Annotated in this window: 13 protein-coding genes; 8 read left to right on the plus strand and 5 right to left on the minus strand. The window is 74.4% G+C overall.

Annotation, left to right across the window (positions count from 1 at the left end):
• Nucleotides 1-77 precede the first annotated feature (77 nt).
• The gene (locus ACH4PY_RS15680) at nucleotides 78-521 is read left to right on the plus strand and encodes a hypothetical protein (RefSeq protein ID WP_398181597.1); all 444 of its coding nucleotides are present in this window, start codon (nucleotides 78-80) and stop codon (nucleotides 519-521) included.
• A gap of 50 nt (nucleotides 522-571) precedes the next feature.
• Here ACH4PY_RS15680 and ACH4PY_RS15685 read toward each other — a convergent pair whose 3' ends face one another.
• The 3 genes from ACH4PY_RS15685 to ACH4PY_RS15695 all read right to left on the minus strand — a co-directional run bounded on the left by ACH4PY_RS15685 (nucleotide 572) and on the right by ACH4PY_RS15695 (nucleotide 4,224).
• Nucleotides 572-2,557, minus strand: a complete 1,986-nt coding sequence (locus tag ACH4PY_RS15685) for an isopeptide-forming domain-containing fimbrial protein (RefSeq protein ID WP_398181599.1) — start codon at nucleotides 2,555-2,557, stop codon at nucleotides 572-574.
• A 92-nt stretch (nucleotides 2,558-2,649) separates the two neighbouring features.
• Nucleotides 2,650-3,525, minus strand: coding sequence for a hypothetical protein (locus ACH4PY_RS15690; protein ID WP_398181602.1), 876 nt, complete (start codon nucleotides 3,523-3,525; stop codon nucleotides 2,650-2,652).
• A 78-nt stretch (nucleotides 3,526-3,603) separates the two neighbouring features.
• The gene (locus tag ACH4PY_RS15695; protein ID WP_398181605.1) at nucleotides 3,604-4,224 is read right to left on the minus strand and encodes a LysE family translocator; all 621 of its coding nucleotides are present in this window, start codon (nucleotides 4,222-4,224) and stop codon (nucleotides 3,604-3,606) included.
• 190 nt (nucleotides 4,225-4,414) lie between these two features.
• On the opposite strand from ACH4PY_RS15695, the gene ACH4PY_RS15700 reads away from it, so the two are divergent.
• The 7 genes from ACH4PY_RS15700 to obgE all read left to right on the plus strand — a co-directional run bounded on the left by ACH4PY_RS15700 (nucleotide 4,415) and on the right by obgE (nucleotide 14,865).
• Entirely contained in the window at nucleotides 4,415-5,929 is a 1,515-nt protein-coding gene (locus ACH4PY_RS15700) for a PLP-dependent aminotransferase family protein (protein WP_398181608.1), read from the plus strand.
• 292 nt (nucleotides 5,930-6,221) lie between these two features.
• The gene (locus tag ACH4PY_RS15705; RefSeq protein WP_398181611.1) at nucleotides 6,222-7,202 is read left to right on the plus strand and encodes a hypothetical protein; all 981 of its coding nucleotides are present in this window, start codon (nucleotides 6,222-6,224) and stop codon (nucleotides 7,200-7,202) included.
• A 140-nt stretch (nucleotides 7,203-7,342) separates the two neighbouring features.
• Entirely contained in the window at nucleotides 7,343-8,116 is a 774-nt protein-coding gene (locus ACH4PY_RS15710) for a TIGR03936 family radical SAM-associated protein (RefSeq protein WP_398181614.1), read from the plus strand.
• A 220-nt stretch (nucleotides 8,117-8,336) separates the two neighbouring features.
• A complete protein-coding gene (locus tag ACH4PY_RS15715; RefSeq protein WP_398181617.1) occupies nucleotides 8,337-12,458 on the plus strand; it encodes an Rne/Rng family ribonuclease in 4,122 nt (1,373 codons plus the stop codon).
• A 252-nt stretch (nucleotides 12,459-12,710) separates the two neighbouring features.
• A complete protein-coding gene (gene rplU, locus ACH4PY_RS15720; RefSeq protein ID WP_031514535.1) occupies nucleotides 12,711-13,034 on the plus strand; it encodes a 50S ribosomal protein L21 in 324 nt (107 codons plus the stop codon).
• A gap of 14 nt (nucleotides 13,035-13,048) precedes the next feature.
• On the plus strand, nucleotides 13,049-13,303 hold the full coding sequence (rpmA, locus tag ACH4PY_RS15725) for a 50S ribosomal protein L27 (RefSeq protein ID WP_398181621.1): 255 nt from the start codon (nucleotides 13,049-13,051) through the stop codon (nucleotides 13,301-13,303).
• A 122-nt stretch (nucleotides 13,304-13,425) separates the two neighbouring features.
• The gene (gene obgE, locus ACH4PY_RS15730; protein WP_398181624.1) at nucleotides 13,426-14,865 is read left to right on the plus strand and encodes a GTPase ObgE; all 1,440 of its coding nucleotides are present in this window, start codon (nucleotides 13,426-13,428) and stop codon (nucleotides 14,863-14,865) included.
• A 67-nt stretch (nucleotides 14,866-14,932) separates the two neighbouring features.
• Here the strand turns inward: obgE and ACH4PY_RS15735 are convergent, their stop codons facing one another.
• Nucleotides 14,933-15,370 carry a GtrA family protein gene (locus tag ACH4PY_RS15735; protein ID WP_398181627.1) on the minus strand — a complete coding sequence of 146 codons (438 nt, stop codon included), beginning with the start codon at nucleotides 15,368-15,370 and terminating at the stop codon, nucleotides 14,933-14,935.
• Nucleotides 15,371-15,378: 8 nt separating this feature from the next.
• Nucleotides 15,379-16,419, minus strand: coding sequence for a glycosyltransferase family 2 protein (locus ACH4PY_RS15740; RefSeq protein WP_398181630.1), 1,041 nt, complete (start codon nucleotides 16,417-16,419; stop codon nucleotides 15,379-15,381).
• Between the last annotated feature and the right edge of the window lie 357 nt (nucleotides 16,420-16,776).

Genomic DNA, 16,776 nt, shown 5'->3' on the forward strand with positions numbered 1-16,776 from the left:
TTCGTTGTCGAGTGGCGGGGTGGGGCAGGGCTGGGACCCTGGGGGGAGGGGGATGTCGCGACGGGAGGAATCCGGTCATGAAGCTGCGCCAGCTCCCGCCCCGGGTGGCCACCGGGGCTTTCGTCCTGCACTCGGGACTGCAGAAGTGGAAGGGTGACGAGGCCACCGCCGAGATGCTGCACGGGATGGCCTGTGGGGCGTATCCGGTGTTCCGGAAGCTCAGTCCGCAGCAGTTCCTGCGGGTGCTGTCGTGCGGGGAGATCGCCACGGGGTCGCTGCTGCTGGCGCCGTTTGTGCCGGGGGCGGTGGCCGGGGCGTTCCTGACCGGGTTCTCCGGGGCGCTGCTGGGGCTCTACGGGCGCACGCCCGGGATGCGGGAGCCGGGGAGTGTCTGGCCGACGCAGAACGGCATCGCGCTGGCGAAGGACTCCTGGATGTTCGGTGTGGGCCTCGGGCTGCTCGCCGACGACGCCACGTCCTGCGGCTGTGGCTGCGGGCGCCGCTGCCGCTGCCACCGCTGAGCGCGCGCCGCGGGCCCCGTCAGGGGTGACGGGGCCCGCGGCGGGTGGGGTCAGGAACGGCGGGTGCCGTAGGTGGTGGGCGGGGGAGTGCGGGTGGGTTCGCAGGTCACGGGGATGGTGACGGTGCAGGGGAGGGCGCCCGAGGGGTTGCTGGAGCAGGTGGCGCCGGGGGTGGTCGTGGTGGCGGAGTTGGTGAGGGTGCCGTTGCCCGCCGGGTGGTCGTAGCCGTCGCCGCGGACGGTGACCGAGTAGGTGATCGTCGCGCTCGCGCCGGGTGCCAGGTCGCCGGTCCAGGTGAGGGTGGAGCCGGTGACGGTGGCGGTGCCGGTCGTCGCGGAGACGTCGCCGTCGTAGGTGGCGTCGTCCAGGACGTCGCTGAGGTCGTCGGTGACCTGGGCGGCGGTGAGCGGGGTGGTCCCGGTGTTGGTGACGGTGAGGGTGTAGCCCACCTTCTGGCCGGGTTCGGCGGAGGTCGCGTCGGCGGTCTTGGTGATGTCCAGGCCGGGCTGCGCCGGGCCTTCCACGGGCACGGTCGCCGAGGACTCGTTGGAGTCGACGTTCTCGCCCGTGGAGCCGGTGGCGTGCGCGGTCGCGGTGTTGGTGAACTCCGTCTTCCCCGCGACGTCCTCGTCGGTCAGCGTGTGGCTGCCGGTGCAGACCATCGACGAGGTCGGGGTGCCCATCGGGCCGAGGGTGTCGCGCGGGCACGTGATGCCGGTGACGTCGGGGTCGGTGACGCTGACGCCGGTGAGGGTCGTCGGCCCGGTGTTGGTGACCAGGAACTGGTACGGCACGGTGTCGCCCGCGTGCAGCGTGCCCGGGTCGGTGCCGGGCGGGTAGGCCGTGGTCTTGACCAGGTTGAGCTCGTCGACGGGCACCTCGGAGGACGCGGTGAAGTTGCGGATCAGGTGGGTGTCGGTGAGCCCGCCGGTCGAGCCGGAGAAGCCCAGCTTGTAGGTGGGCGGCGCCTTCTCCGTCATCTGGTGGGTCAGCACGGTCTGGAAGCCGTTGCCGTCGTGGAAGTCGATCTCGACGGTGACGAGCGGCATCACGCTGGCGCTGACGCTGATCCGCACGGTGCGCTGCGCGTCGTCCGGCGTGCTGCCGGGGCCGCGCAGGCTGCCGGGCAGCGTGGTGACGTAGCCGGACGGCTGGGTGGCGTCCGGCGTGATCGTGGAGGCCAGGAAGCAGTAGCCGTTCAGGTCCTGGCCGGGGCCGCGCAGCGTCACGGTGTCCGGGACCTGGGCGGGCGGGTTTGCCTGCACGGGGGAGACCTCGGGGGGCTGGCAGCCCAGGCCGCGCTGCTCGCCGTCGTTGACGAAGTTGCCGTACGCGTCGAGGCCGACGCCGAGGTAGCCGCCGTCGACGCCGGGCTCCAGGTTGCGCTGGGCGTAGCCGAGCGAGCCGCCGGTCGCGCCCGCGGACGTCAGGTCGTGGGCGCCGTCGACGAGGAAGAAGCCGATGCCGTCGGCGCCGTTGCCGCCGTACTGGTACTGGTCGAACTGCACCTCCAGGCCGCCGTTGCCCGGCAGCGGGCGGTTGTAGACGATGCCGCCGACGCGGTAGTTGCCGTTGTCGGTGAGCTGGAGCCAGCCCGGCGTGACACCGGGGGTGGGCACCGGCGGGGTCGTCTGGTCGGCTTCCGTGCACGGCCCGGTGGTGGACTCGCCGGCCGGGGGCGCGGTGGTGGCGCCGGTCAGGCAGGTGGTGTCCAGCGGCTGGAAGCCGGGGTCGGCGACCGAGGTGCCGCTGAAGGTCTCGTCGAGCAGCAGCGAGCCGCCCTGGCGGGTGGCCCGGGGGCTGCCGCCCACGCGGGCGGGCGTGTGCGCGGACGCGCGGGCCGGGGCGGGCATCTGCCCCTGGGCGTGCGCGGGCGCGTGGACGGGAGGGCGTACGGCGGTGCGCGGCATCCCGATGTCCCGCGCGCCCGGCGCCGCCAGCGCGGTGGGTGCGGCGGCGAGCAGGCCCACGCACGCGAGGGCCGTCCCCACCGCCGGTCTCCACCCGCACACCGGGAAGTAACGTTTGGTCGTCATGCGACGACGTTACGTATCCGCGTGGTGGGGGTCGCCGGACGCGCCGTGCCGGGCGCCGGGGCTGCCGCCGTCCGACGTACCGGCGCGTCCCGTCACGAGGAGAGCGCCGCCATCAGGGTGCGCATCGCCGGGACGAGGTCCTTCGCCTGCGCGGTGGTGTCGATGACGGGCGGACGGGAGGCGATGTCGGGCTCCGGGCCGCGGGCCGGATCCCAGTCGTTCGTCCCGGTCAGCGTCAGCGTGAGGACGGCCCCGCCGTGCCGTACCCCCAGCGACTGGCGGAACTGCGAGCTGACCAGGTTCGCCCGGTCGCCCAGGCCGCGCGGGTGGGACGTCCGCTCGGCGATGTCCACGACGAGGAATCCCGCCCCGGGGATGTGCGGATGCGCCCCCACGGCGTCGCCGGTCGCGTCGAACTCCGTGCTGGGGTCGGTCTTCTTGTGCAGGTCCACGGTCACGGAGACGGTGTAGGTGGACGTCCAGCCGTCGCCGCCGTCCTGCCGGTCGGCGATCAGCTCGCACTCGACGTGGTCCAGCGCCGCACTGTGCGCGATCGTCGGCGGCGTCTGGCCGAAGGACTGGGCGTCCAGGTGGGCGGTGAGCGGCCGCAGGTTCAGGTACGTGCAGGGGTTGCGGTCGCCCACGTGGTAGCCGTGCAGGTCGGGCGCGGAGGCCCGGCCGTACCCGGTGCCCGCGAGCACCCCCGCCCATATGGCCGAGGTCACAACGGCCGCGCACACCGCCCACACCCACGGGCGCTCCCGGAGCCGGAGCAGCAGCGGCCTCAGCCGGGGCGGGCGGGGCGGGCGGCCGCTGCCGCTGAGCACCTCGGTGCGGGGGTCCGTGCCCGGGTCCGCGTCCTCGCGGGACCGGCGTGCGAAGGGCAGGCGCGGCTGCTCCGCGAGGGGGTCCGTGCCGGGCGCTGCGGGGGCGTCCTCGCCGCCTTCCATCTCCGGCTCGCTGATCACGCGGTCGCCCCCCGTCGCCGTCCCCGCCCGTGCCCGCGTTCACCATAGGTGCCGCGGGCGGGGCTCGGGGAGAGGGCGTCAGCGGGCGGCCAGCGCCAGCCGCGCGCCCAGCGTCACGAAGGAGCCCGCGAAGACCCGCCGGGCCCACGTCAGCACCCGCGGCCGCGCCACGACCTGCTGCCGCACCGACGCGGCCAGCAGCCCGTACCCGGCGAAGACCGCGAACGTCATCAGCATGAACACCCCGCTCAGCACCAGCATCCGACGGGCCGGGTGCGGGTCGTCGTCCCGTACGAACTGCGGCAGGAAGGCGAAGAAGAACAGGGTCAGCTTGGGGTTGAGGAGGTTGAGCAGCACCGCCGACCCGATCACGCGGGCGGCGGGCCGCTCGGGCGCGCCGTCCGCGTCGCCCGGCACGACCAGCGCGTCCCGGTCCCGCAGCGTCGACCAGGCCATGACCAGCAGCCACCCCGCCCCGGCGTACGTCAGCGCGTGGAAGGCGAGCGCGCTGGTGTGCAGCAGCGCGGCCACCCCCGTCACGGTGGCCAGTACGTGCGGCACGATCCCGAGCGTGGACCCGGCCGCGGCCACCACCCCGGCCCGCCGCCCGTGCGCGAGCGCGGCGGACAGCGTGTAGACGACCCCGGTCCCGGGCGTCAGGCACACGACGAGGGCAGTGAGGAGAAAGGCGGTACTCATGGCGACTCCGGTACGGGGAAGGGCCGTTGCTCGGCCGGACGGGGCCCCGGGGCGACGGCGCGCGGGGCGGCTCCACCCGCCGGACGCGGAGTCGCGGCCGGTGCGGGAGGCGGCTCCGCCCGCCGGGCGGGGGCTCGGGGCGAGGGTGCGGGGGTGGCCCGCGGCACCACCCTGCTGCCACAATGGCCCGGTGAACAGGTCCAAAGGGCAGCCTCTCGACCGGTCCATACCGTCCGCCGGCAGCACGCCGGGCACGGACTTCCTCCAGCTCGACATCGCCACCGCGCCGCCCGGCGGACGCGCCGCCTGGCTCGCCGCGGAACTGCGCCGCGCGGTCGACGACGGACGGCTCCCGCTCGGCGCGCGCCTGCCCGCCACCCGCACCTTCGCCGCCGACCTCGGCGTCTCCCGCGGGGTCGTCACCGAGGCCTACCGCCGCCTCGCGGAGGACGGCCACACCGTCGCGGACGGCCGGGCGGGCACACGGGTGGTCGCGGCGCCGCTGACGGCGCAGGCCGGCGGGCGGACGGCCCCCGGGCGTCCGCCCGCACCGGCCACCGGCGCCACACCCTTCGACGGGACACCCGGCTCCGACGCCTTCGACCGGCTCCGCGCGGCGCCCGCCCGGATCGACCTCTCACCGGGCGCGCCCGACCTCGCCGCCTTCCCCCGCGCCGAATGGCTGCGTGCCGAACGGGCCGTCCTCACCGACCTCCCCGCCGCCGACCTCGGCTACGGCGACCCGCGCGGCGCCCCCGCCCTGCGCCGCGAGGTCGCCGCCTGGCTCGCCGGGAACCGCGGCATCCGCGCCGACCCGGACGACGTCGTGATCGTCGGCGGCACCGCCCAGGCACTCGGCCTCTTCGCCCAACTCCTCGCCGCCGACGGCATCGACACCCTCGCCTTCGAAGAACCCGGCTCCCTCGGCGTGCGCCAGCACCTCGTGCGCGCCGGGCTGCGCACCCCGCCGGTCCCCGTCGACGCCGACGGCCTGCGCGTCGACGCGCTCCGCGCGACCGGCGCCCCCGCCGTACTGGTCACACCCGCGCACCAGTTCCCCACCGGCGTCGTGCTCGGCGGACGCCGCCGCCGCGCCCTCCTGGACTGGGCCGCGCACGACGGCGGGCTCGTCGTCGAGGACGACTACGACGCCGAACACCGCTACGACCGCCCACCCGTCGCCGCGCTGCGCGCACTGCTCGCCGACCACGTCTGCTACACCGGCAGCGTCTCCAAACTCCTCGCGCCCGCGCTGCGCATCGGCTGGGTGCTCGTGCCCGCACGGCACCACGACGCGCTCGTGGAGGCCAAACGATTCGCCGACCTCGGCACCGCGACCCTCCCGCAACTCGTCCTCGCCCGGCTCATGCGGACCGGGGCGCTGGAGCGGCAGTTGCGGCTGCTGCGCCGCAGACACCGCAGGCGCAGGGACGCGATGGTCGCGGCCCTGCGCGAGATGCTGCCCGGAGCGGTCGTCCACGGCGCCGCCGCCGGACTGCACATCACCGTCACGCTGGAGGCGTACGGGGTGGGGTCCGACGCGGAGGTCGCGGCGGCGGCGCTCGGGCACGGGGTGAAGGTGCATCCGCTCTCCTGGCACCGCCAGTTGCCCGGCCCGCCGGGCCTCGTCCTCGGGTACGCGGCCCGCACCCCGCCCGACATCACCGCGGGCGTGACCGCCCTCACCCGCCTCCTCACTGCGTGAGGCTTCCGCGGCGGCGCCGCGGGTTGCCCCCCGGGGTGGGTTTCACGATCGTCCGCCGGTGGTGGGTTGCTCGCGCAGTGCCCCCACGCGCCCCTTGAGGTGATTGCCACTTGGCGTGGCATGGTGCCTTTCCCCCGGTGGGGGCTGAGCGCGCAGTTCCCCGCGCCCCCGAAAAACGAGTGCCCTCGCCCGCAAGGCCTGCCCCCGCAGGGGGATGCGCCCGTCAGGGGCTTGCCGCAAGAGGCTGTTGGGGGCGTATCCGCCGGGTGGGCGCGGCTGTTACGTTCACGGAGTGGTGGGGGAACAGGAGGCGCCGCCCGCGGGCGAAGGGTGCCTGGTGGTCGCGGTACGCGTACCCGTACGCGTCGTGACCTTTGCCGTCGTGCTGCCCGTACGCCTCGTGTGGGACGCCCTGCTCGCGGTGGCGCGCGCGTGCCGCGAGGCGTTGCGGTGGACGTGGCGCCGCGTGGTGCTGCCGGTGCTCTACGCCGTCGGGCGCTACCTCTTCGTCGTGCCGCTCGTCGCGTTCTACCGGTACGTCGTGCGGCCGGTCGCGGTGGCGGTGTGGCGGTGGGGGCTCGTGCCCGTGGCGCGGGCGGTCGATGCCGTCGCGGGCTTCCTGTGGCACCGGGTGACGGTGCCGGTCGCGCGGGCGATGGGTGCGGCGGTGCGGTTCCTGTGGGGCCGGGTGACGCTGCCGACCGGGCGCGCGCTGCGCGCGGTGCTGCGCTTCCTCGGGACGTATCTGCTGGTGCGGCCGGGCACGTTCGTGTGGCGGTGGGCGGTCGTGCCGGTCGGGCGGGCCGTCGGGTGGGTGCTGGGCCTGGTGTGGCGGGGTGTGGTCCTGGTCGGGCGGGCGGTCGGGCGGGCCGTGGGGTGGGTGTTCGCGTGGGGGGTGCGGCGGCCGGGCGGCGCGTTGTGGCGCCGGGTCGTGGTGCCGCTCGCGCGTGAGCTGTGGGCGGCGCTGTGCTTCGCGTGGCGCGGCACCGCGTTCGTGTCGCGCGCGCTCGGCCGGGCGCTGCTCTGGGCCGCGCGGGTGCTGGTCGCGGAGCCGGTGGCGTGGGTGTGGGGCTGGACGGGCGCCCCGGCGCTGCGCGCGGTGCGGGCGGCGGGGCGCTGGTACCGGCGGGCCGTGTGGCGGCCGGTGGCGGACGCGGTGGCCGAGGCCCGCAGGACGGTGCGGCACGTGCTGTTCGGCGCGCAGCCGCGCGAGCCCGTACGGCGCGGGGCGGAGCCGAAGCGGCTGCCGTGGGAGGACGACGACCGGCGCTGACCGGCCGGGCGTACGGCCGCGCGGCGACGGCGTACGGCCGCGCGGCGTAACCTTGGAGACGACGATGTCCGCCGACTCCTCGTAGGGACTGAACGACACTGGGCAAGCGACAGCCCGAAGGCCCGCCGCCCGCGCCGACGGTGCAGCGCATCAGGTTGCGCTACACCAAGCGGGGCCGCCTCCGGTTCACCAGCCATCGTGACTTCCAGCGCGCCTTCGAGCGGGCCCTGCGCAGGGCCGAGGTGCCGATGGCGTACTCCGCGGGCTTCACCCCGCACCCCAAGGTGTCGTACGCCAACGCCGCACCCACGGGCGTCGGCAGCGAGGCGGAGTATCTGGAGATCGGCCTGTCGGCTTCCCGTGACCCGGAGAAGCTGCGGATCCTGCTGGACGAGTCGCTGCCGCCCGGTCTCGATGTCATCGAGGCCGTCGAGGCCCGCACACCGGGTCTGGCCGAGCGCCTGGAGGCGTCGGTGTGGCAGCTCCGGCTGGACGGTGTGGAGCCCGCCGACGCCCGGCGGGCGGTCGAGGCGTTCCTCGCCGCGGACACCGTGGAAGTACAGCGCAGCACGAAGAACGGCATCCGCACCTTCGACTGCCGGGCCGCGGTCACGCGGTTCGAGGTGGTCGAGGAGGACGGAACCGCCGCCGTCCCGGGCGCGCCGCGCCCGGGTACCGATACGCCGCAGGACCGCGCCTGTGCGATACTGCGGCTGGTTGTGCGGCACCTGACACCTGCCGTACGGCCCGACGACGTACTGTCCGGCCTTCAGGCGACGGCCGACCTCGCGCCGCCGGTCCCCGCAGCGGTGACCAGGCTGGCGCAGGGGCCGCTCGCCGAGGACACCGGAACGGTCACCGACCCGCTCGCGCCCGATCGCGACGCCGCGGCGGTGCCCGCCGGTACCGCGTAGCCGCGTCGTCACGCGCGTCGCCGACGCACCAGGGAGCCACCCGGGTCCGGCGCCGCTGACCACATGAGACTTTCGTCGGCCCCCGCACGGGCGGCCGACGAGCGACACAGCAAGCTCCCGTGCGGCGCCCGCGCCCCGGAGGGCGGCAACCGCGATCCAAGCGGCATGCCCCTTCCGAACTGGACGCGGCGCCCGGGAGCGCGACGGGAGCACTGCCCGAATGCCCGACCAGAACGAGACGAACGAGAAGCAGGCCGCCGGGGCCGACACGCCCGCGGAGGCGGCGCCGCCGCGCCGCCGCCGTGCCGCCTCCCGCCCCGCGGGACCGCCGGCCGGCACCGACACCACCCCGGAGACCGAGGCCGAGGCCGCCCCCGCGCGGCGCCGTACGCGCAAGACCGCGGCGGCTGCCCCCGAGACCCCCGCCGAGGCGCCGGCCGAGGCCGCTGCCGAGGGCGAGGAGCCCGCGGCCCCCAAGCGCCGCCGCGCCACCCGCAAGGCCACCGCCCCGGCCGCGTCCGCCGAGCCGGAGACGGCTGAGGCGCCTGAGCAGCAGGAGGAGGCCGCTTCCGCGCCGCGCGCCCAGCGGCGCGCCACCCGCAAGGCGGAGAGCCCCGCCGCGTCCGCCGAGCCGGAGACGGCCGAGGCGCCCGAGCAGCAGGAGGAGGCGGCTCCCGCGCCGCGTGCACGTCGGCGTGCGACGCGCAAGGCGGAGAGCCCGGCGGTCGCCGAGGAGGCCCCCGCCGAGGAGGAGGCCGCGCCGAAGAGCCGCCGCGCCACCCGCAAGGCCGCCGCCCCGGCCGCGTCCGCCGAGCCGGAGGCGGTTGAGGCGCCCGAGCAGCAGGAGGAGGCGGCTCCCGCGCCGCGTGCCCGTCGGCGTGCCACGCGCAAGGCGGAGAGCCCCGCCGCGTCCGCCGAGGCGGAGACGGCTGAGGCGCCCGCAGAGGAGGAGGCCGCGCCCAGGTCCCGCCGCGCCACCCGCAAGACGGAGAGCCCGGCGGTCGCCGAGGAGGCCCCCGCCGAGGAGGCCGCCCCCGCGCCCCGTGCCCGGCGGCGCGCCACCCGCGCGGCGTCCGCCCCCTCCGCCGAGACGGCTCCGGCCCCGGCCGCCGAGTCCGCTCCCGCCCCGGCGGCTGCCGCTGCCGAGCCCACCGAGCGGCCGCGGCGGACGCGGAAGAAGGCCGCTCCCGCCGCCACCTTCTCCGCCGGTGACTCCTCCCGGCGTCTGAAGCCCGGCGCGCTGGCCCCCCGCGAGGAGGAGCCCGCGGCCGCCCCCGCCGCCGCGCCCACGACCGACGCCTACACCGGCCGCGCGCTGCGCGACGGCGACGGCTGGGCCGTCGAGGTCGACGACGCCTACGAGATCCGCGGCTACGGCGACACGCCCGAGGAGGCCGCCGCGATGGCGGTCACCGCGATCGCCGACGCCTTCGGCATCCCGGCCGAGCGCGTGGTGCTCGACGTGCGCACCGAGCCGGAGCCGCCCGCGCGCGGCCGCCGCCGGGCCGCCGCACCGGCGACCTCGCTGTTCCAGCCGCCGGTCTTCGTCGCGCCGACCCCCGCGCCCGCCGTCGAGCGGGCCGAGCGGACGGAGACGCCGGAGGAGCCGGCCGCCGAGGAGTACGAGGGCGGCGGGTCGCGCCGCCGCCGGCGCCGCCGTGGCGCCGCCGCCGTGGAGGAGGCCGCGCCCGAGAGCGTCGAGATCACCGAGGACACCGAGCCCGAGGACGTCGAGGAGGAGGCCGAGGCGGAGGACGCCGAGGGCGACGGCGAGGGCCGTCACACCTCCCGCCGCCGCCGTCGCGGTGGCCGCCGCCGTCGCCGCGGTGACGCCGCCGACCACGCCGAGGACGGCGAGGGCGGTTCCGACGAGGACGACGACGAGCACGAGCACGACGGCGACGAGGCCGAGGAGTCCGACGAGCACGAGGACGGTCACGCGCAGGGCGGTTCCGGCGGGAGCAGCAGCAGCCGGCGCCGTCGTCGCCGTCGTCGCCGCAGCGGTGACGCGGGCGCGGACGACACGCACGCGGGCGACTCCGACGACCCGGAGCGCACCGTCGTCAGGGTCCGTGAGCCGCGCCCGCAGCAGGAGGCGGCCGGTACCGGCGCCGACCAGGTGCAGTCGATCAAGGGCTCGACCCGTCTGGAGGCCAAGAAGCAGCGCCGCCGGGAGGGCCGCGAGCAGGGCCGCCGCCGGGTGCCGATCATCACCGAGGCGGAGTTCCTGGCGCGCCGCGAGGCCGTCGAGCGCGTCATGGTGGTGCGGCAGAACGGCGAGCGCACCCAGATCGGCGTGCTGGAGGACAACGTCCTCGTCGAGCACTACGTCAACAAGGAGCAGGCCACCTCGTACGTCGGCAACGTCTACCTGGGCAAGGTGCAGAACGTCCTGCCGTCGATGGAGGCCGCCTTCGTCGACATCGGCAAGGGCCGCAACGCCGTGCTCTACGCGGGTGAGGTCAACTTCGAGGCGCTCGGCCTGTCCGGCGGCCCGCGCCGGATCGAGTCCGCGCTGAAGTCCGGCCAGCCGGTGCTGGTGCAGGTGACCAAGGACCCGATCGGCCACAAGGGCGCCCGGCTCACCAGCCAGGTCAGCCTGCCCGGCCGCTACCTGGTCTACGTGCCCGAGGGCTCGATGACCGGCATCAGCCGCAAGCTGCCCGACACCGAGCGGGCCCGGCTCAAGACCATCCTCAAGAAGATCGTCCCCGAGGACGCGGGCGTCATCGTGCGCACCGCCGCCGAGGGCGCGAGCGAGGACGAGTTGCGCCGCGACGTCGAGCGCCTGCAGGCGCAGTGGGACGACATCCAGCGCAAGGCCAAGCAGGGCGGCGGCTCCAACGCGCCGACGCTGCTGTACGGCGAGCCCGACATGACCGTGCGGGTCGTCCGCGACATCTTCAACGAGGACTTCTCCAAGGTCATCGTGAGCGGCGACGACGGGTGGGAGACCATCCACGACTACGTCGCGCATGTCGCGCCCGACCTCGTCGACCGGCTGTCGCGCTGGACGTCCGAGACGGACGTCTTCGCGACGTACCGCATCGACGAGCAGCTGCTCAAGGCGCTGGACCGCAAGGTGTGGCTGCCGTCCGGCGGTTCGCTGGTCATCGACAAGACCGAGGCGATGGTCGTCGTCGACGTCAACACCGGCAAGTTCACCGGGCAGGGCGGAAACCTCGAGGAGACCGTCACCCGCAACAACCTGGAGGCGGCCGAGGAGATCGTCCGCCAGCTGCGGCTGCGGGACCTCGGCGGCATCGTCGTCATCGACTTCATCGACATGGTCCTGGAGTCCAACCGCGACCTGGTGATGCGCCGGCTGCTCGAATGCCTCGGGCGGGACCGCACCAAGCACCAGGTGGCCGAGGTCACCTCGCTGGGCCTGGTGCAGATGACCCGCAAGCGGGTCGGGCAGGGCCTGCTGGAGTCCTTCTCCGAGACCTGTGTCCACTGCAACGGGCGCGGTGTCATCGTGCACATGGACCAGGCCACGACGGTGGGCGGCGGTGGCGGCAAGCGCAAGCGCCGCGGCGGCAAGACCGGCGCGGACGCGCAGCCCCACGAGCACGAGCACGTCCAGGAGACGGAGGCCGTCGAGGCCGACGAGGTGCCGGAGCTGGAGCCGATCGAGGTCGGCGAGTCCGACCTCGTACCGGCCGTCGGCGACCCGGAGGAGGAGTGGTTCGGCACGGCCGCCGAGGCGGAGGCCGCCGCGAACCAGTCGCGCGGCCGCACCCGGCGGCGGGGCGCCCGCAAGGCCACCGCGCCCGCCGGTGCGCCCGCCGCGGTGTCCGGTACGCAGGAGGAGCCCGCGGTCGTCGTGGTGCCGGTGAGCGAGCCGGACGTCGAGCCGGCCGCCGCGCTGCCCGAGCCCGAGGTCTCGACCGAGCCCCCGGCCCGTACGAGGCGCCGCGCCACCCGCAAGGCGACGGCCCCGGCCGGTGCGCCGCCGGCGGCGGAGGAGGCGGCCGTCGTGGTCGTCGCCGAGGCCGCGGCCCCCGCTCCGGCGGCGGCGCTGCCCGAGCCCGAGGTCTCCACGGAGCCCCCGGCCCGTACGAGGCGCCGCGCCACCCGCAAGGTGACCGCCCCGGCGGGCTCCCCCGCTGCGGCGGAGGAGGCGGCCGTGGTCGTCGTCCCGGCGACGGCTCCCGCCGCTGCCGCGGCCGAGCCGGAAGCCGCGGAGGCCCCCGCCGCCGAGGCGGAGCCGAAGAAGCGGACGCGCAAGGCCCCGGCGAAGAAGGCGGCCGCCAAGAAGACGGCGACGAAGAAGGCCGCGGCCAAGAAGACGACGACGAAGAAGGCTGCCGCGAAGAAGACGGCGACCCCGGCGGAGTAGGCCTCCGCGTAGGGCGGTGCCCTGCTCACCCTGCGGCGTGGAGGCTTCCTCTGCGGCGCAGGGTGAGCGTTTCAGTGGCGCGGCAGCGGGCGATTTGACCCGCGGCGGAGCCGCTACGTAAAGTTGACCCTCGGCGTTTCACGCCCATCTCCTGAGCACATTCCTTCCGGCCCGGCCGGTCGAGGCCTCCCGTCGAGCACCGTGGGACGGCTGGCATCAGGGGTTCCGCATCGAGCAGAGAGTGAGTTCCGCGTGTACGCGATCGTGCGCAGCGGTGGCCGCCAGCACAAGGTGGCCGTCGGCGACATCGTCGAGGTCGACAAGATTTCCACCGGCAAGGTCGGCGACGCCGTCGAGCTTTCCACGCTGCTCGTGGTGGACGGCGAAGCCGTCACCAGCGACCCGTGGGTGCTGGCCGGCATCAAGGTCCAGGCCGAGATCGTCGACCACCACAAGGGCCAGAAGATCGACATTCTGCGCTACAAGAACAAGACCGGCTACCGGCGTCGCCAGGGTCACCGCCAGCAGTACACGGCGCTGAAGATCACCGGCATCCCCGCCGCGGCTGCGAAGTAAGGGACTGAGGAGAGATGGCACACAAGAAGGGCGCATCGTCCACCCGGAACGGTCGCGACTCCAACGCTCAGCGGCTCGGCGTCAAGCGCTTCGGCGGCCAGGTCGTCAACGCCGGTGAGATCATCGTCCGCCAGCGCGGCACGCACTTCCACCCCGGCGCGGGCGTGGGCATCGGCAAGGACGACACGCTGTTCGCGCTGTCGGCCGGTGCGGTCGAGTTCGGCACGAAGCGGGGCCGCCGCGTCGTGAACATCGTTCCGGCTGCCTGAACGGCACGCTGAGGACTTTCCGAGGGCGGATCCCCTTCCCGGCGCACGGGAAGCGGGGCCGCCCTCGGCGTGTTATGACAGCGCCGTAGGGCGCACACCCGTACGTATCTGGAGGAACCGCCATGACCACCTTCGTGGACCGCGTCGAGCTGCACGTCGCCGCGGGTAACGGAGGCCACGGCTGCGCCTCCGTGCACCGGGAGAAGTTCAAGCCGCTGGGCGGGCCGGACGGCGGCAACGGCGGCCGCGGCGGCGACGTCCTCCTGGTGGTCGACCAGGACGTCACGACGCTGCTGGACTACCACCACAGCCCGCACCGCAAGGCCACCAACGGCAAGCCCGGCGAGGGCGGCAACCGCTCCGGCAAGGACGGCCAGGACCTGGTGCTGCCGGTGCCGGACGGCACGGTCGTGCTGGACGGCCAGGGCAACGTGCTGGCCGACCTGGTCGGCCAGGGCACGTCCTTCGTGGCCGGGCAGGGCGGTCGCGGCGGCCTCGGCAACGCGGCGCTGGCCTCGGCCCGCCGCAAGGCGCCGGGCTTCGCGCTGCTGGGCGAGCCGGGCATCGCGCGGGACGTGGTGCTGGAGCTCAAGACCGTCGCGGACGTGGCCCTCGTCGGCTACCCGAGCGCGGGCAAGTCGTCGCTGATCTCGGTGCTGTCCGCGGCCAAGCCGAAGATCGCCGACTACCCCTTCACCACGCTGGTGCCCAACCTCGGCGTGGTGACCGCGGGCACGACCGTCTACACCATCGCCGACGTGCCCGGTCTGATCCCCGGCGCGAGCGAGGGGCGCGGGCTGGGCCTGGAGTTCCTGCGGCACGTCGAGCGCTGCTCGGTGCTGGTGCACGTGCTGGACACGGCGACGCTGGAGTCCGACCGCGACCCGGTCTCCGACCTGGACGTGATCGAGGCGGAGCTGCGGGCGTACGGCGGCGGTCTCGAGGACCGGCCGCGGGTCGTCGTCCTCAACAAGATCGACGTGCCGGACGGGCGCGAGCTGGCCGCGATGGTCCGGCCCGACCTGGAGGCGCGCGGCTACCGGGTGTTCGAGGTCTCCGCGGTGGCGCACGAGGGGCTGCGCGAGCTGTCCTTCGCGCTCGCGCAGATCGTCGCCGAGACGCGCGCGGCGCGCCCGGTGCAGGAGTCGACCCGGGTCGTCATCCGCCCGCAGGCCGTCGACGACAGCGGCTTCACGGTGACGGAGGAGGACGGCCTCTTCCGGGTGCGCGGCGAGAAGCCGGAGCGCTGGGTGCGGCAGACCGACTTCAACAACGACGAGGCCGTCGGCTACCTCGCGGACCGGCTCAACCGGCTGGGCGTGGAGGACGAGCTGCGCAAGGCGGGCGCCAAGGCGGGCGACGGCGTGGCGATCGGCGCGGACGAGGACGCGGTCGTCTTCGACTGGGAGCCGACGATGGCGGCGGGCGCCGAGATGCTCGGCCGCCGCGGCGAGGACCACCGCTTCGACGCGCCCCGCGCGGCGGCCCAGCGCCGTAAGGACAAGCAGGCCGAGCGCGACGAGGCCGAGGACGAGTACCACGGCTTCGACCCGTTCGCCTGAGCCCGGTCCGGGCCGGTCCGGCCCTGGCCGGAACGGACGCGGCCCCCGTCCTGGCGGGGGCCCGGTCTCAGCAGACGGTCGCCGGCGGCTTGTCCTCGGTGACGTTCCCGGCGGGCTCGCCGGGGACGTCACGGGTGAGGATCCGCCGGGACAGCACGTACGTGAACGGGATCGCGGCGGCCGCGGCGACCAGCGGTGCGATCTTGTCGTTCATCCCGACCCACTCGACGAAGACATAGACGCCGATGCTGGTCACCACGTAGTTGGTGACGTTGGTCAGCGGGAAGAGGAAGAACTTCTTCCAGGTCGGCCGGGTGCGGTAGGTGAAGTACGTGTTGAGGAAGAACGAGCCGATCATGCTCAGCACGAAGGCCGCCGAATAGGCCGCGAAGTACGGCATCAGCGGGTGCAGCGCCAGATAGAAGCCGTAGAACGTGGCGGTGTTCACACCGCCGACGAGGGCGAACCGGACGATCTGGAGGAGTTGCGGCGAGAGCTTGGGCACGCTCGAACCTAACCGATCCCCAGCGGGCCGGAACGCTCCGCGGGTTCGGGCAGCTCCGACGCGGCCGACCGCTCCGGGCGCAGCTCGCCGTACGGTGCCCCGGCCTGGTCGCCGACCCGGAAGCTGCGCGGTGTGTTGGTCTCCTTGACCAGGAAGTGCGGGCGGCGCTTGGTCTCGTAGTAGATACGGCCGATGTATTCGCCTATCAGCCCCAGCATGATCATCTGGAGTCCGCCCAGGCCGGTGATCGCCACGAGCAGGGTGACGTATCCCGGGGCGGTCGGGCCCTGGACGATGGCCTGCACGGTGATGACGGCGGCGTAGACGGCCGCGAGGGCGGCGAGGCCCAGGCCGGTGTAGATGGCCACCCGCAGCGGACGGTTGTTGAACGAGATCAGCCCGTCCATGCCGTAGTTGATGAGCGAGCCGAAGCGCCACTTCGTCTCGCCGGCCTCGCGGGCGGCGTTGCGGTAGTCGAAGGTGACCGTGTCGAAGCCGATCCAGGAGAACAGGCCCTTGGAGAAGCGGTTGTACTCCGGCATCGACAGCAGCGCGTCCACCGCGGGGCGGGACAGCAGCCGGAAGTCGCCGACGCCGTCGGTCAGCTCGACGTCCACCCATGAGTTGATCATGCGGTAGTACAGCCGGCTCACCGCGGTGCGCAGCTTCTTGTCGCCCTCGCGCGTGCGGCGGGCGATGACCTGGTCGTGGCCGAGGTGGTAGAGCTCCAGCATGCGGGCGATCAGCTCCGGCGGGTGCTGGAGGTCGGCGTCCATGACGACGACCGCGTCACCGCCGGCCTCCCGCAGGCCGGCCAGCATCCCGGCCTCCTTGCCGAAGTTGCGGCTGAAGGAGACGTAGCGCGTGCTGTCCGGGTTGTTCTTGGCCAGGGCGCGCAGCCGGTCGAGGGTCGCGTCCTTGCTGCCGTCGTCGACGTAGCACAGCTCGTAGTCGACGTCCAAGGTGTCCAGCGTCTCGCGGATCCGCTGGTCGAAGAGGTCGATCACGGCCTCTTCGTTGTAGCAGGGAACAACGATCGATAGTCGCATGGGGATCACTTTCGGCGCCGCACGTGGATGTGGGGGACTGGCGGCGGTGCCCGCACCATACCCCGTTCGATCAGCTTAGCCTCCCGCATTCACGAGTTGTGCCGCCCGGCCTTGAATGCAAAGAGAAAGTGAACCGAGGAATAACGAGGCGCTGCCGGGGGGATACTGGACCGTGGAGTCGTTCGCGCCGCCCGGCACCGGAGCCACACGGTACGGGGTGCGGCGCAGGTACGGCGGGGTGTGCGGGCCGAATAACCGGTGTCCGGCCGCCGGACGGGCCGGCGGACGCGGTGAATGAGGGAAATTCGGCCGCCGGTACCGGAGAAGTCCGGCGGATGTTATTCAAGGCGGGGTCCT

Source organism: Streptomyces sp. NPDC021224, assembly GCF_044332905.1.
In the GTDB taxonomy this organism is placed as follows: domain Bacteria; phylum Actinomycetota; class Actinomycetes; order Streptomycetales; family Streptomycetaceae; genus Actinacidiphila.

Excerpts from the sequence above, each read along its gene's own strand:
- ACH4PY_RS15715 (WP_398181617.1), top strand. The coding sequence starts at position 8,337 with ATGCCCGACCAGAACGAGACGAACGAGAAGCAGGCCGCCGGGGCCGAC.
- ACH4PY_RS15685 (WP_398181599.1), bottom strand. The coding sequence starts at position 2,557 with ATGACGACCAAACGTTACTTCCCGGTGTGCGGGTGGAGACCGGCGGTG.
- ACH4PY_RS15680 (WP_398181597.1), top strand. The coding sequence starts at position 78 with ATGAAGCTGCGCCAGCTCCCGCCCCGGGTGGCCACCGGGGCTTTCGTC.
- rpmA (WP_398181621.1), top strand. The coding sequence starts at position 13,049 with ATGGCACACAAGAAGGGCGCATCGTCCACCCGGAACGGTCGCGACTCC.
- ACH4PY_RS15695 (WP_398181605.1), bottom strand. The coding sequence starts at position 4,224 with ATGAGTACCGCCTTTCTCCTCACTGCCCTCGTCGTGTGCCTGACGCCC.
- ACH4PY_RS15740 (WP_398181630.1), bottom strand. The coding sequence starts at position 16,419 with ATGCGACTATCGATCGTTGTTCCCTGCTACAACGAAGAGGCCGTGATC.
- obgE (WP_398181624.1), top strand. The coding sequence starts at position 13,426 with ATGACCACCTTCGTGGACCGCGTCGAGCTGCACGTCGCCGCGGGTAAC.